This is a genomic window from Eubacteriaceae bacterium ES3 (assembly GCA_030586155.1).
Taxonomy (GTDB): Bacteria; Bacillota; Clostridia; order Eubacteriales; family Eubacteriaceae; genus Acetobacterium.
Genome location: CP130741.1, coordinates 2,989,713 through 3,004,214, shown reverse-complemented (window position 1 = coordinate 3,004,214; position 14,502 = coordinate 2,989,713). Strand labels below are relative to the sequence as shown.

General features: G+C 40.2%; 10 protein-coding genes. All 10 read left to right on the top strand.

All coding sequences use genetic code 11. From position 1 onward, the window contains the following. Positions 1 to 52: 52 nt before the first annotated feature. Positions 53 to 1,522 (top strand): aldehyde dehydrogenase family protein, encoded by a 1,470-nt coding sequence (locus Q5O24_13850; protein WKY47420.1) that lies wholly within the window; start codon positions 53 to 55, stop codon positions 1,520 to 1,522. 85 nt (positions 1,523 to 1,607) lie between these two features. Beyond that, positions 1,608 to 2,576 (top strand): glycine betaine ABC transporter substrate-binding protein, encoded by a 969-nt coding sequence (locus Q5O24_13845; protein ID WKY47419.1) that lies wholly within the window; start codon positions 1,608 to 1,610, stop codon positions 2,574 to 2,576. A gap of 300 nt (positions 2,577 to 2,876) precedes the next feature. Further along, positions 2,877 to 3,728 (top strand): ABC transporter permease subunit, encoded by an 852-nt coding sequence (locus Q5O24_13840; protein WKY47418.1) that lies wholly within the window; start codon positions 2,877 to 2,879, stop codon positions 3,726 to 3,728. A gap of 1 nt (position 3,729) precedes the next feature. Then, the gene (locus Q5O24_13835; protein WKY47417.1) at positions 3,730 to 4,905 is read left to right on the top strand and encodes a betaine/proline/choline family ABC transporter ATP-binding protein; all 1,176 of its coding nucleotides are present in this window, start codon (positions 3,730 to 3,732) and stop codon (positions 4,903 to 4,905) included. A gap of 47 nt (positions 4,906 to 4,952) precedes the next feature. Further along, positions 4,953 to 5,585: a GntR family transcriptional regulator gene (locus tag Q5O24_13830; protein WKY47416.1), complete on the top strand. Its 633-nt coding sequence runs from the start codon at positions 4,953 to 4,955 to the stop codon at positions 5,583 to 5,585. 95 nt (positions 5,586 to 5,680) lie between these two features. After that, positions 5,681 to 6,244 carry an rRNA adenine N-6-methyltransferase family protein gene (locus Q5O24_13825; protein WKY47415.1) on the top strand — a complete coding sequence of 188 codons (564 nt, stop codon included), beginning with the start codon at positions 5,681 to 5,683 and terminating at the stop codon, positions 6,242 to 6,244. A 1,008-nt stretch (positions 6,245 to 7,252) separates the two neighbouring features. After that, complete coding sequence (locus tag Q5O24_13820) at positions 7,253 to 9,382, top strand: amino acid permease (protein ID WKY47414.1); 2,130 nt, start codon at positions 7,253 to 7,255, stop codon at positions 9,380 to 9,382. 64 nt (positions 9,383 to 9,446) lie between these two features. Next, on the top strand, positions 9,447 to 10,292 hold the full coding sequence (locus Q5O24_13815) for a transporter substrate-binding domain-containing protein (protein ID WKY47413.1): 846 nt from the start codon (positions 9,447 to 9,449) through the stop codon (positions 10,290 to 10,292). 10 nt (positions 10,293 to 10,302) lie between these two features. Beyond that, the gene (locus Q5O24_13810; GenBank protein ID WKY47412.1) at positions 10,303 to 12,684 is read left to right on the top strand and encodes an EAL domain-containing protein; all 2,382 of its coding nucleotides are present in this window, start codon (positions 10,303 to 10,305) and stop codon (positions 12,682 to 12,684) included. Positions 12,685 to 12,906: 222 nt separating this feature from the next. Further along, positions 12,907 to 14,490 carry a 4Fe-4S binding protein gene (locus Q5O24_13805; GenBank protein ID WKY47411.1) on the top strand — a complete coding sequence of 528 codons (1,584 nt, stop codon included), beginning with the start codon at positions 12,907 to 12,909 and terminating at the stop codon, positions 14,488 to 14,490. Positions 14,491 to 14,502: the final 12 nt, after the last annotated feature.

Here is a 14,502-nt window from a genome sequence, read left to right as displayed (position 1 = left end):
TATTTAAGTAAGAATATATAAAAAGTCTTGTTTATGATAAGAGAAAGGAAATATGTTGAAAGTTCAAAAATATGGATTATTTATAAATGGTGAGTTTGTAGATGCGGCCAACAGAGAAGTGTTGGAGGTTTATAATCCAGCAACCGGAGAACAGCTGGCCGAAGTTTCAAAAGGATCGGGGACAGATGTAGAAAAAGCTGTAACGGCAGCTACCGAGGCGCAAGTCACATTTAAGGAAAAGTCAATTACTGAGCGGGCAGCATTGCTTGCTGATATAGCCTATGTGATTCACGATAATATAAATCAGTTAGCGCGTATCGAATCATTAGATAGCGGTAAGCCGATTAAAGAGACCGTTGAGGACATACTTGCGATTGCCGATCAGTTTGATTACTTTGCCGGTGTGGTACGGGTAGAAACCGATGAATGCCTGAGTCATGATCTTGAAAATATCACAATGATTATGAAAGAGCCTTATGGTGTGGTAGCCCAGATCATTCCCTGGAACTTCCCTTTTCTGCTGGCTGGCTGGAAATTGGCGCCGGCTCTGGCAGCGGGCAATTGTGTCGTTATTAAACCGGCAGCAGAGACCCCTTTGTCGCTACTTGAACTGGCGCGGTTAACCAAGGACATTATCCCCCCGGGAGTTTTAAATGTGGTGCCTGGTGCTGGTTCGGTGGTCGGTCAGGCAATGATATCTGATGAGCGAATCAGTAAGGTTGCTTTCACCGGTTCCACTCCAGTAGGGAGAAGTATTGGTCAGGCCGCTGCCAAACTTCTGGTTCCGGCTACACTTGAACTGGGTGGTAAGTCGGCTAATATTATTTTTGCTGATGCACCGATGGAAAAAGCTATTGAAGGAGCGGCTTTGGCTATTCTATACGGCCAGGGACAAGTTTGTAATGCAGGGTCTCGATTGTTTGTAGAGGCTAGCGTTTACGAAGAGGTGGTTGAAAAACTGGCTAAAATTTTTAAAAAAGTAAGGGTCGGAAATCCTATTGAACGAGAGACCCGGATGGGAACCTTGATTAATCAGAAGCAGCTGGATACTGTTCTTTCTTATATCGAAACTGGCCTTGAAGAAGGAGCAAGATTGGTATGCGGCGGAAAAAGAATAACCCGGCCTCCCTTTGACAAAGGGTATTTTATGGAGCCGACATTATTTGCTGATGTGAGTAACAAGATGCGGATTGCCCGGGAAGAAATATTTGGACCAGTTCTTGTAGTGATTCCCTTTAAAACTGAAGAGGAAGCCATTGAGATGGCTAATGACAATGATTTTGGACTGGCTGGAGCCTGCTGGACCAAAGACATTAACCGAGCCCTTAGGGTGGCAAAAAAAATTGATACCGGTTTGTTCTGGATAAATGAATATCATTTAGCCCCATCGGGGACCCCCTTTGGCGGCATTAAAAAATCGGGATATGGTCGGGAAAACCATAAATCGGCCCTTGAAGCCTACAGTCGTTTAAAAACGATTTATATCAGCATGAGTGAAGAAGCCAGAGGTTATTACTCGTAAAATTTGACAAGTGACAACTTTGTGTGATAATATAAAGTTGTCACTTTAGTGCGTCATAAAAATATTAGTTCAATTCGGAGGTGTTATGAAAAGATTAACGGTACTGCTCATGACGTTTGTCATGGTGTTTGCGATGGCCGCTTGTGCGCCACAAGAGGAGAGTAAGATTGTCATTGGAGAAGGTGATTGGGATAGTAATGCATTCCATGATCAGATTGTAAAGATTATTGTAGAAGAAGGTTATGGCGTAGGAACAGAAATCGTTGTCGCTGATACAGCGGTCGAAGTCTCTGGCTTAACAACTGGTGATATGGATGTCGTAGTCGAAATGTGGAGTGATAACATACCTTCATATGAGCAAGACCTTGCAGATGGTAATTATGTAGAATTAGGTATTAATTTCGATGATGATTACCAGGGGCTCTATGTTCCAACCTATATGGTTGAAGGGCCGGATGCAATTGCACCAGATTTAAAAACAGTTGAGGATTTAAAAAAATATCCAGAGCTGTTTCCAGATCCTGAAGGTGGAGATTTAGGTATCATCTATGGTGGACCTGAAGGCTGGGAAGTAACAGCATTCATGCAGAGAAAAATGGAAGCCTATGGATTGGATGAGTTCTATACCTTCCGTTCAATCGATTCCACAGCAGCTTTAACAGCGACTTTATCTGGGGCCTATGAAAGAGGTGAACCATGGGTCGGTTATTATTGGGAACCAACCTGGATTATGGGACTTTATGATATGACTCTGCTTGGTGACACTGAGTATAGTCCTGAAGGCTATGAAGTAGGTGAAGGTGGATTTGCAGCAGTTACGGTTACCGTTGTTGTGACCAGCGATTTTGAAGAGCGTTATCCAGAAATCACTGAGTTCTTAAGCAACTATTCAACATCTTCAGCTATAACCAGTGAAGGATTGGCTTATATGCAGGAAAATGAAGTTGAAGCAGCCGAAGCGGCAAAATGGTTTATTAGTCAAAATCCTGACCTAATTGAAGGGATGGTTACGGCAGACGCTTTTGAGAAAATCATGGCATATGTAGAGTCGTAAGAAAATATTGAGTTGTTAATAATCTTTTTGTTGGTTGACTGATGAAAAGGTATCTAAGCATTAGGCCTGAATTGGATATGACAATTCAGGCCTAATGTATTCTTAAAAAGAAGGTTAAGATGCAATTGTTTGAGGAAGCGGCGATTTGCTATTTGCAAAGAGGATAGGGAGCTGCTTCTGGCTAAAAAGTAAAAAAGACAGAAACGTGTTAGCTGCAGCACTTTCAGGTGCTGGTTTGTATTCTGTCAGAATAGGAAAATAGAGAGCCATCTCTATATTCAATTAGAGGAGGAAAAAGGTATGGGTGGATTTCCAGAGACACTGAGGTTTGAAATTGCCGAGCCGATTGATCGCGCAGTCGCTTGGCTGATGATCAATCTTGATTGGCTTTTTGATGCCATCAGCAGTGTTATTTTAAGTATTTTTTATAGTGTTCAAGGAGTTATTTCGATTATTCCCTGGTGGCTTTTAATTATTGCGCTTTTTGCTGCCGGTTGGAAGCTATATAATTTGAGAACTGGACTAGGTTTGGCTTTTATGCTGTTATTAATCGGTCTTTTTGGTTTATGGGAGATGATGATTTATACCCTGGCTATTGTTATTATTTCAGTGCTAGCTTCAATACTGTTTGGTATTCCGCTGGGGATTCTGGTTTCAAAAAAAGAAATGGCCAGAAAGATCATTATGCCAATTCTAGATGGGATGCAGACCATGCCTTCCTTTGTTTATCTTTTACCGGCGATTATGTTTTTTGGCTTTGGTATTGTCCCGGCGGTTATTGCGACGACGACTTATGCCTTGCCGCCACTGATTAGATTGACCTATTTGGGAATTTCCAATGTGAACAAGGAGGTCATCGAAGCAGGGAAATCCTTTGGTTCAACAGCAAAACAAATGCTTTTCAAGATTGAATTTCCCCAAGCTATGGCTACCATCATGACCGGAATCAATCAGACAACTATGATGGCCATGTCGATGGTTGTTATTTCATCAATGATCGGGGCTAAAGGAATCGGTGAACAGGTCCTGATTGCCATAAGACGACTGGAAATTGGTGATGGATTCCAGGCCGGGTTAGGAATTGTTTTTTTAGCCATTATACTTGACCGCGTCCTGCAGGGAACTGCAAATAACATGAAGGAGAGTGAATAGGATGGAAGACTATAAAGTTAGTATCAAAGATCTGACCCTGGTGTTTGGCAAAAAGCCGGAACGCGCTCTTCAAATGCTGGATGAAGGAAAATCTATCCAGGAGGTCAGAGAAGAGACAGGACTGGCAGTTGGGGTTAATAATATCAGCCTGGATATTGAAGAAGGTGAGATGTTTGTCATCGTAGGACTTTCAGGAAGCGGTAAATCTTCACTGATTCGCTGCTTGAATATGTTAAACATTCCGACCCGGGGCCAGGTGTTGATTGATGGTGAAAATATCTGTGAGTATGACAAAAATCAGTTACAGCATCTGAGACGTAAAAAAGTCGCCATGGTTTTTCAGCATTTTGGTTTATTCAGTCACCGAAATGTCTTGAGAAATGTGGAATACGGACTGGAAGTTCAGAATGTGTCACCGGAAGAACGCAAAGAAAAGGCTGAAGAAGCCATTAAACTGGTCGGTCTTGAAGGCTGGGAAACATATTTCCCCAAACATCTCTCAGGCGGAATGAAACAGCGTGTTGGTTTGGCTAGAGCCCTGACCAACGAACCGGAAATCTTATTGATGGATGAGCCTTTTAGTGCGCTGGATCCATTAATACGAAGAGAAATGCAGACCGAACTTCTAAGTATGGAAGCCTATATCAATAAAACGATTATCTTTATTACCCACGATATGAATGAAGCTTTTCGTCTCGGTGACCGGGTTGCCCTGCTTAAAGACGGTGCTTTAGTGCAACTTGGTAAGCCAAAAGACTTCTTTGAAAATCCTGCAAATGATTACGTCAGATCTTTCACAGAAGATGTTGACAAGTCCCGTATATTAAGAGTAAAATCCATTATGCGCAAACCGATTGTATTGGCTAAGCCAGCAGAAAAAGCTCAAGATGTTTTAAAAAGGCTCGAGGAAAATAATCGAGATTTTTGCTATGTCGTTGACGATCAGACTAAGGTTCTGCTGGGATATGTTGAAACCCAAACCCTGGCAGAACAGGGAGACAAGACAATTCAGCAGTTTATTATTGAAGAACTTGAAACAATTGAGAGTAATGCCTTTGTTTACGAAGCCTTCAGTAAACTTGACGAAAGTGCCTATGATATTGCCGTGATTGATAAAAAGAAACGGCTTAGGGGTGTCGTGAGTACTGAAGAAGTCGTGGCAGCTTTAACGCATTAGAATTTTACAGGAGGAAGCGTAAGCAATAGAATTTTGGAGGTGGTCGGGTGGCAGCAAGAAAAGAGACACCGATCTATATGCAGGTAGCAGTGGATGTGGCAGGCAGAATTGCTCGGGATAACTTGAAAGTTGGGCAAAAAATCAGTGGTCGAACGACCTTAGCCAGTGAATACAATGTATCACCGGAGACGATCCGCAAGGCCCTATGGCTTCTTGAAGAAGTGGGAATTATCAAGGTTGCCCACGGTAGCGGATCTTATATCGCCTCAAAGGCTTATGCTGAAGAATTTATTGAACGCTATAAAGTCAAATTCAGCGTCAATGATTTCAAAAAGGAGATCATGCTTTTAATGAGGCAACGGGATGAAATTGAGCAGAGAATGAATGACGCGATGAATAATATTATTGATTATACCAGCCGTTTTAAAAACAGTGAGCAGATTATGATCTATGAGTATTTTCTTGACTACGAAACTGAACTGCCGGAAAAAAGCATTGCTGATCTGAACCTTAACAAGGAAATCGGGGTAACTCTGGTGGGAATCAGCAGAGCCGGAAAAATGATGATTGCACCGCCAGCCGAAGAAATTATCAGGGCTAAAGATACGCTTTATTATGTAGGTATTAATGCAGCTGATTTGCGGTTAGATGGTTACCTGCATCAGATATATGATATTTAGAAAAGCAAACAGATGAGGGGATAGTGTGGAAATATAAACACAGTATCTCCTCAATTTTATCTTTAAAGCCTATATTGTAGTAATAAGGAGTATATATGTTTAAGCATATAAGATTTTTAATTGAAGGACTTAAATCTCCCCGGAAAATCGGGGCAGTAGCTCCCAGCTCAAAAATGTTGGCTGCTGAGATGATTAAGGATATAAATTTTAGTAGTGCGAAATGTATTATTGAATACGGACCGGGAACTGGTGTTTTTACCGAAAAACTGATTAAAAATAAAAGGCCGGAAACGATTCTGCTGGTAATTGAACAGAACCGGTCATTTTATAAAGAATTACTGAAAAGATATAAAGAAATTGATAATCTGATTTTAATAAACGGCTCTGCTGAAAATGTGGAAAAATATTTACACGAGTTAAAAATTCAACAGGCTGATTACGTGGTATCAGGCTTGCCCTTTGCCAGCCTCCCCAAAACGGCTTCGGATCTGATTCTTCAAAAAACCAGGAAGATTTTAAAAAATGATGGAAAATTCATTACCTTTCAGTATACCCTGTTGAAAAAGTCCTATATTAGTACATATTTTACTCAAATTGATTTGGATAGGGTTTTTTTCAATCTTCCGCCAGCTTTTGTATTCAAGTGCCGGAATCACTAGCAAAAAGTACTAAAACCGATTCCACATATTTTGCAGAACCGGTTTTAGTTTTGGATCACACCTATCATGGTTGACCTCCTATTATTTGATATCAAAAACCTGCAATTATTTCTTTTTCAAACCTTACCTTCAAGTTTATCTTACTTTATTGAGCAGCTTTTAATCTTTTTTCTTTAACTGATCGAATATATTTTTCGATTTGGCTGAATTTTTTTTCGAGTCCCTCCCGATTTGCAATTCTTTTTTTTATTTAGCTTTATCGATTATTTTTGATCGTTTAAAGTTCTTTTCATTTTTCTGTCTTTTTCGGATCGATCTGGTGTTTGTTCCAGCTCATTACTTTTGCTTTTAATCATCTGTTTTCATCTTTAACTATGCGAATGCTACTCGGCTTGTTTTCAATGAAGTTTTCTTTTAATTTTTTGGTTTCAGAGATGATTAGTAAGATCTTTATAACCTATAATTTGAATCTTACTGGCTAAAGATTTGGTTTGATTTCTATGATCGAAATCTTTGGAAATAATTTACTTGATCCTTGATTCAATTATAGTATAGCATATTGTTTAGAATAGTCCATAGATAACCTGTAAACGTTTGTAATTAAATTGCAACCGATCTAAATTAGAGTTGTATATAAAGTTGTACGAGAAGTATATGTTCCTGCGACAGTACGGAAAAAAGTTTGTACCTGGAATAATAATTCAGACTGTTCCTGGGTATTCATATTATTTTTAGCCCTGAATACCGGAACGTGTAGATTATTTTGCTTCTTATTTTTTTACAGGATTAGCTTTTACTATCTTATTCTTGACAGACTTAACAATTCGGGGTATAAATAATTAAAACGCTGGATACAGGGCGGTATTCATGGCTTAATCCGGGCATGGGTACCGCCTGATATCATTTTAAAGCACCAGACAAATTTGAACAAAAAACTTGCATAGACTTGAAGCAAATTCCAAAAGACTAAAGCGAGTTTTGAACAAAGATTTAGAAGGAGCGTGTCTTTTGTTTAATAAAAAAGAAACAACCGAAGAAAAAGCTGGCTTAAGAACTTTTGAAGGAGTTTATACTCCCACATTATTGACGATTCTAGGCGTTATTCTCTACCTGCGAATGGGTTGGGTTGTAGGAAATGCCGGTCTTTTAGGCGCTGTGATCATTATTCTGCTGGCTCATGTCATCACTCTGACGACTTCTCTGTCAATGGCGTCAATGCTGACCAATATAAAAATTGGTGCCGGTGGTGCCTATGCAATTATAACCAGGTCGCTGGGGCATGAAATGGGCGGGGCAATCGGCATACCCTTATATTTTTCCCAGACTATCTCAACGGCTTTTTATATAACCGGTTTTAGTGAATTATGGGTGTCTTTTTTTCCAGATCATTCGCAGATACTGGTTGGGGTAATTACCTGGGCGATGTTAACTGGGATTTCTCTGCTGAGTGCCAAACTGGCTTTTCGAATTCAGTACATTGTGCTGGCGGCCGTATTTTTATCACTGATCTCTTTTATACTGGGACCGAATTTAAGTTCAGGTAGAATTGTGATGAACGGATCTTTTGCGGATGCTGATTTTTGGACAACATTTGCCATTTTTTTCCCGGCTGTTACAGGTATTCTGACCGGTGCGACGATGTCAGGAGATTTGAAGGATCCCCGAAAGAGTATCATTAAAGGAACGCTTGCAGCAGTTATTACTGGTTTGGCGGTTTATCTTTTTGTAGCCTATTGGTTTGCCCATCAGGCGAGCCAGACTATGCTGCTCAATGATCCGTCAATCATATTTAAATTGTCTAAAGTACAGGCTCTGATTGTTGCCGGGGTGATGGGGGCGGTTTTATCCTCAGCTCTTTCCACTCTTGTGAGTGCACCACGTACCCTGGCAGCACTGGCAGAAAATCGAGTTGTACCTTTTAGTCCTTTTCTGGCAAAGCCTAATAAAAGAGGAGAACCCTTTAATGCGATTTTGCTTTCGTCAGGATTATCAGCCCTGGTAATCATCTTTGGGAATCTGGACAGTCTGGCAGAACTCTTAACGATGTTTTTTCTGACCACCTATGTGATGATTAATATGGTTGTTTTTGTTGAAGAATTTACCGGTGTGATTAGCTATCGGCCAACGATGAAGATACCAATTATTATTCCGTTAACGGGATCGATTGGTTGTATTGCGGTGATGTTTCTGATCAATCCTATTTTTACCATTATTTCATTTATTATTATAGTTACACTTTACGTTATTCTAAAGCGGCATAATTTTTCATCCCCTTCAGGAGATGTTCGAGGAGGGATTTTTGTAGCAATTGCCGAATGGGCGGCACAAAAGTCGGCAGCAATTCCTGACCATCCACGGATCTGGAAACCGGCGATTGCGGTGCCAATTGAAAATCCTGCAAACTTTAAGCGAGTGAGCAGAATTATTTTGAGCCTTACCTACCCGGCAGGCCGTGTTTATTATATTTCGACGACCGAAGCAACTGCCTTTGAACCTGAGCAGATTGATGAAATAGATCAGGCGATCAGCTTATTGCCGGATAAAAATATTTTTGTTCAGAAGACTTTAATCTCAGAGTCCGACTTTGATACGACGCTTCGACCTGTTCTTCAAAGTCTGCAATCCTCCTATTTGCCGCCAAATATTGTGTTTTTTACAATTTCTGATGAGCTTGAAAAACGCCAAAGACTTTACCGTATCATGGCATCTATAGAGGTACTTAACCTTTCTTATTTTTGTCTGTGGTTACATCCCAAACAGGGCTTTGGCATCGAGAAAAAAATTAATATCTGGTTACGGGATAAAAGTCCTAATAATGACTTGATTGTTTTAACAGCCTTGCAGCTGAGCCGTAATTTTGCCGCTGAAATTAATCTTTGTCGAGTGATCGGACCAGAAGATGACAGGAATTCAGTTTATGCGGAAATGGCGGCCTTCATCGATAATACCAGACTTCCAGTCAATACTAAAATCTGTGTATATACAGGTTCTTTTGTTTATCATGTAAAGACGGTGGATGCAGATTTTAATATAATAGGCATGCCCTTTGAAAGAGATTATATGTCTCAAACGATTAATGCATCACCCTGCAGTATTCTTTTTGTATCCTCGTGTGGATCTGAGGATGCTATGTTATAAAGTCGTTTATGTTCTTTGCAAATCGGGTATAAAAAAGGGGAGCTGATTGAAAAGAGGTGTTTAGATGATTAGTAAAAAAAACATAATAACGCCAGTTTTATTTCTATTGATAATGGTGCTTATATTAATGACGGGGTGTGAAAGTCAGACACTTTTTGAAGATGATACAAATAAGACGGATGAATTAACTGAAATAGAAAGTCTTTCATCGAATAAACTGCTTATTCTAACTAGTGAGTATAAGCCCTATACCTCGGAGGAACTGGTGGGGAATGGTTTTTTTACAAGGATCATTGAAGAAGTTCTGGAGGAGGCGGATCTTGAATATGAAGTTGCCTTTTATCCCTGGGAGAGAGGACTGGAGATGGTTGAAAATGGTCAGGCCTTTGCAACTTTTCCCTATATTGCAAATGAAAGACGAAAAGAAGCTTTTCTTTTTTCAGATGGGGTGGTCACTTGCCGACACCGTTTTTATATTCTAAAAGCTAATCAGGATCTTGCTCAGCAAGGGATGAATTTTACTCAACTCGGTGATTTTTCAGGCTATACTTTTGGCGGGGCCAACGGTTACTGGTATGGAACAAAAGAAGATGTTGAAAAAGAAGGTTTGGCGGTGGAATGGGCAAACGATACCGAGGCTCTGTTTAAGATGCTTTACTCCGGTCGGATTGACTTTATTATTGAAGATGAGTTAGTGGCTGATTTGACCATTGCCAGATTGTTCCCGGATGATACAGATGCTTTTATGATACTTCCTAATGTAGCCTCAACCCATGATTATCATATGCTGGTATCCAGGGACTACCCGGATTCCGAGGAATTTCTGGAAAAATTTAATGCAGCACTCCAAAAACTCAAAGATAATGGCGAAATAGATAGAATTCTGGTTGAAAACGGGATTGCTCATTAAGGGGATAAGAATGAAGAGGCTGACTGAAAACAAGTTGAGCATTGCGTTAATGGTTCCGATTGTCATCACGGTCTTTGCGGTTCTAATGGTCTTTACCGGTATTGATGCTTATAGACAAAAATTGAAAATGACCGATAATTTATATAATGAAGCCGAAAAAATCCTGAGCATTACGGCAGATGCAGCTGAAAATGCATTTTGGACTTATAATGAACCCAGTCTGGTAAGGATTGGAGAAACGGTTGCCAGTTATCAGGAAGTTGCATCTGTTGTCCTGCTTGATGAAGATGGCAATATTGTTTATGAACATCATAAAAACGGAGAAAGCTATGATGCCAGCCATCTGTTACCGCAATATAAACAGGAAATTGTTAAGAATGGCTTCAGCATTGGCCAAGTAAGGCTGCAATTTACCAACTTTTACTTGACTCAGTCGATTAAACAAGCGATACTACAAAGAATTGCCCAGACCCTAGTTATTATTTTTCTAATTCTTTTGCTAATTATGCTGCTTTCCCGAAAGCTGTCGATGGCTTTGGATCGGGTTGCCGGTGGTGTCACAGAATTCACACAGGGGAATCGCGAAACAAGAATATCGGTTGATGGCGGGGATGAAATAAAAAATCTGGCCCAGCGTATTAATGAAATGTTTGAAGTGATCGTCAGAACCAGTAGTGAGTTGAACGAGAATTATAAGTCACTGAAGATAAAAGAGGAAGCCCTGAGGATTTCAGAGGAGCGGTTTCGATATGCAGTAGATGGATCAAATGATGCGGTATGGGATTGGGATGTAGTCAATGACAGTTACTACCTATCCCGGCGAGGTTTTCAGATTGTTGGGCTGATGGAGGAAGAGGTTATCAGCATGGATACCTGGAAAGATTTGATACATTCTGATGACAGAGCTAACTTTGAAAGATTCCTGGAGCGGTTAAAAATTTCGGAATACGGCCAGATTGAATTTAGGATGGTGGGATCTACAGGTGAGATACACTGGGTTTTTGGTCGTGGAAAGGGTATTCTAGATGACCAAAACCAGCTTATTTGGATATCCGGTTTTTATACGGATATAACGGAGAGAATTAAAGCCGAAGAAGCCATTAATCGGCTGGCTTATTATGATGTCTTGACAGGATTGCCGAATCGAACAAAATTGCTCGATTATTCCAAACAGTTACTGACAGAAAATAAAAATGGTGCACTTCTATATGTTGATATCGACGATTTTAAAACGATTAATGATACTAAAGGCCACAGTGCTGGAGATAAACTCCTAAAAGGATTAGCTAATAAGCTGGATTCTACCATTGAAAAAGATATGATTGCGAGAATTGCCGGCGATGAACTGATTGTAATTCGCAAAAACTGTGATATGATGCAAGCCAGCAGATTAGCTAATGAAATCATGAATATTATCAGCCAGCCATTTATTATTGATAACTTCGAATTTATTATGAGTTGCAGTATCGGAATTACCATGTTTCCAGAAGATGGTACAGATATTAACAGACTAATGATGAATGCTGATTCAGCCATGTATCTGGCCAAGCAAGCTGGAAAAGATCAGTTCAAGTTTTTTGAGGCTTCGGCCAACGAAATAATGGTAAGAAAAATCGAAATGCAGTACGAAATTCGACATGGCATTCAAAACGATGAGTTTGTTCTTTATTATCAACCCCAGATCGATTTGACCACTGGCCTGATCACCGGTGTAGAAGCCCTGGTCAGGTGGATGCATCCCCAGCGAGGCTTAATTTCACCATTCGAGTTTATTCCACTGGCAGAGGAATCAGGCTTGATTGTGCCGCTTGGGGAAATGATCTTGAGAAAAGCCTGTCAACAGAGTGCTATTTGGGAAAACGGTAATTTCCCGGGTATCAGTATATCTGTCAATTATTCGGGCAGACAGCTTAACCGAAAAAATATTGTGGATGAGACTTTTAAAATTATTGAGCAGACTGGCATGAAGCCTGAACTTTTGGATATCGAAATAACTGAAAGCGTGGCGATGGAAAATCTGGAGCATATAGTGAGTATCATCCGCAATATAAAAGCAAAAGGTGTGAAATTTTCATTGGATGATTTTGGAACTGGTTATTCCTCTTTGAATTATTTGCATAAACTGCCAATTGATCATTTAAAAATTGACAAACAGTTTGTCCAAAGTATTGAAACAGGGAATTTTGAGGAGGTAGTGATCAAAGCAACTGTAGAAATAGCCCATAGTATGAACCTGATAGTGGTCGCTGAAGGTGTGGAAACAAAGGCACAGTATGAGGTGATTAACGGATTTGGTGCAGATCAGATTCAAGGCTATTATTTTGGAAAACCAATGCCGGCAGAGAAAGTTCAGTTGCTGTTTGGGAAATCGCTGCTTGCGGATAAGGCTTAAGTTACATAGGCAAACAGTACAAGCAATAGAGAATAAAAGGGATAAAGTTATGTAAAAAGAAGCCATCTAAAAATTGATGTGTCTTCTTTTTTATTTTGAGCAAAGGCAAAAGTGTTACTGTGGGGTTTCAAATGGGTAGACAACTAATGTCATCGATGTTTTGACACAGAAATGACATAATTAATACTTAAAATACATTTAAATCTTTAAGGGGGATGGAATATGGATTGGAAAAAAGTTTCAAAATGGGGAAGACTGCTGGTGCTTGCTGGTCTTTTGATCTGGGTGATCTATGAATCCTACATGCATCAGGTGCTGGGAGGCGGAAAAGCACCATCGGTTCATGCGTTGTGTCCTTATGGTGCGCTTGAAAGTCTCTACACACTGCTTTTGACGGGGACCTTTATTAAGAAAATTTACACGGGGACTCTGGTCCTGTTAATTCTGACGGTTGTCCTGGCATTATTGTTTAGAAGAAGTTTTTGTGGGATGCTTTGTCCTTTTGGTGCACTTCAGGAATTTTTTAGCAAGATTGGTCAGAAAATATTCAAAAAACGCTTCATTCTGCCTGAAAAAATTGATAAACCACTACGCTATCTTAAATATGTAGTTCTAGTTTTAACGGCGGGATTGGCCTGGTATTATGGAACGCTATGGATGTCGCCTTATGATCCATACGCGGCTTTTTCTCATATCACTGTAATTGGCGAAAGTCTTGAAGAGGATCCAACAGCAATTATTGGTTTTATTTTATTATTTGGTATTCTGATCGGTTCTTTTTTCTATGACCGCTTTTTCTGCAAGTATTTATGTCCGGCTGGGGCACTCTATGCTATTATCGGGAAAATAAGCCCACTTAAAGTTGAAAAAGATAATAGTCTTTGTATTCACTGCAAAAAATGTGACAAAGTTTGTCCAGTTAATATTAAAATTGAGCAGGAAGATAAAGTTACCAGTGCAGAATGTATTAACTGCAACGAGTGTGTGCTTGAATGCCCGGTTAATGGCGCACTGGAAGTGAAAGTGGCTAAGAAGACCGTAGCCCCAGTTGCGATATTAGCAATTGTTGTGGGGATCTTTTTTGGCACCATTGGAATCGCTCAGTTGACTGGAAACTTTGAAATTTTACCAAAAGCGGTAGCTGAAGGTGAAACAATCCCGATTTACGAGGTAAAAGGCTATAATACTATTGAAGAAGCCGCCGATCTGACTGGACTGACGGTTGAAGAAGTATACGAGCAGCTGGCTATTCCGACAACAGTACCGCAGGATACGCAATTTAAAAATATTTCAGCGATTGTGCCTGAATACAGTTTTGATACAGCCAAGGAAAATGCGGAAGCTGCCATCACTGGAATTCCGGTTGAAACTGAAGAAAGCTCAGAAAGCGTAGATATCAGTGGGATTAAAGGCTCGATGAGCATTCAGGAAGCAATGGATAGCCTGGGAATGGAAGCGGCTGAATTCTATGCGCTATTCGAAATACCTGATTCAGTGCCAGCACAAACATTACTAAGTGAAATACAAACTTTGTCACCGGGATATGATTTCCAGTCAATTAAATCAAAGATCGGTGGTGCCGCATCTGATAGCACGGCAGGCGAGAGTTCAGGGACCTATGATCTAAGTGGGATAAAGGGATCCATGACTATTCGGGAAGCAGCTGCCCAATTAGGAATAGAAGAGACGGAATTCTATACTTTGTTCCAGATTCCAGAGACGGTTCCAGCTCAGACGCTACTTAAAGAAATATCCGCACAGGTCTCTGGTTATAGCTTAGAGGATGTGAAAAATTCTATACAATAAAAGATTGCAGAT

Coding starts and splice junctions, on each gene's coding strand:
- Q5O24_13845 (WKY47419.1), top strand. CDS start 1,608: ATGAAAAGATTAACGGTACTGCTCATGACGTTTGTCATGGTGTTTGCG.
- Q5O24_13850 (WKY47420.1), top strand. CDS start 53: ATGTTGAAAGTTCAAAAATATGGATTATTTATAAATGGTGAGTTTGTA.
- Q5O24_13815 (WKY47413.1), top strand. CDS start 9,447: ATGATTAGTAAAAAAAACATAATAACGCCAGTTTTATTTCTATTGATA.
- Q5O24_13810 (WKY47412.1), top strand. CDS start 10,303: ATGAAGAGGCTGACTGAAAACAAGTTGAGCATTGCGTTAATGGTTCCG.
- Q5O24_13825 (WKY47415.1), top strand. CDS start 5,681: ATGTTTAAGCATATAAGATTTTTAATTGAAGGACTTAAATCTCCCCGG.
- Q5O24_13840 (WKY47418.1), top strand. CDS start 2,877: ATGGGTGGATTTCCAGAGACACTGAGGTTTGAAATTGCCGAGCCGATT.
- Q5O24_13835 (WKY47417.1), top strand. CDS start 3,730: ATGGAAGACTATAAAGTTAGTATCAAAGATCTGACCCTGGTGTTTGGC.
- Q5O24_13805 (WKY47411.1), top strand. CDS start 12,907: ATGGATTGGAAAAAAGTTTCAAAATGGGGAAGACTGCTGGTGCTTGCT.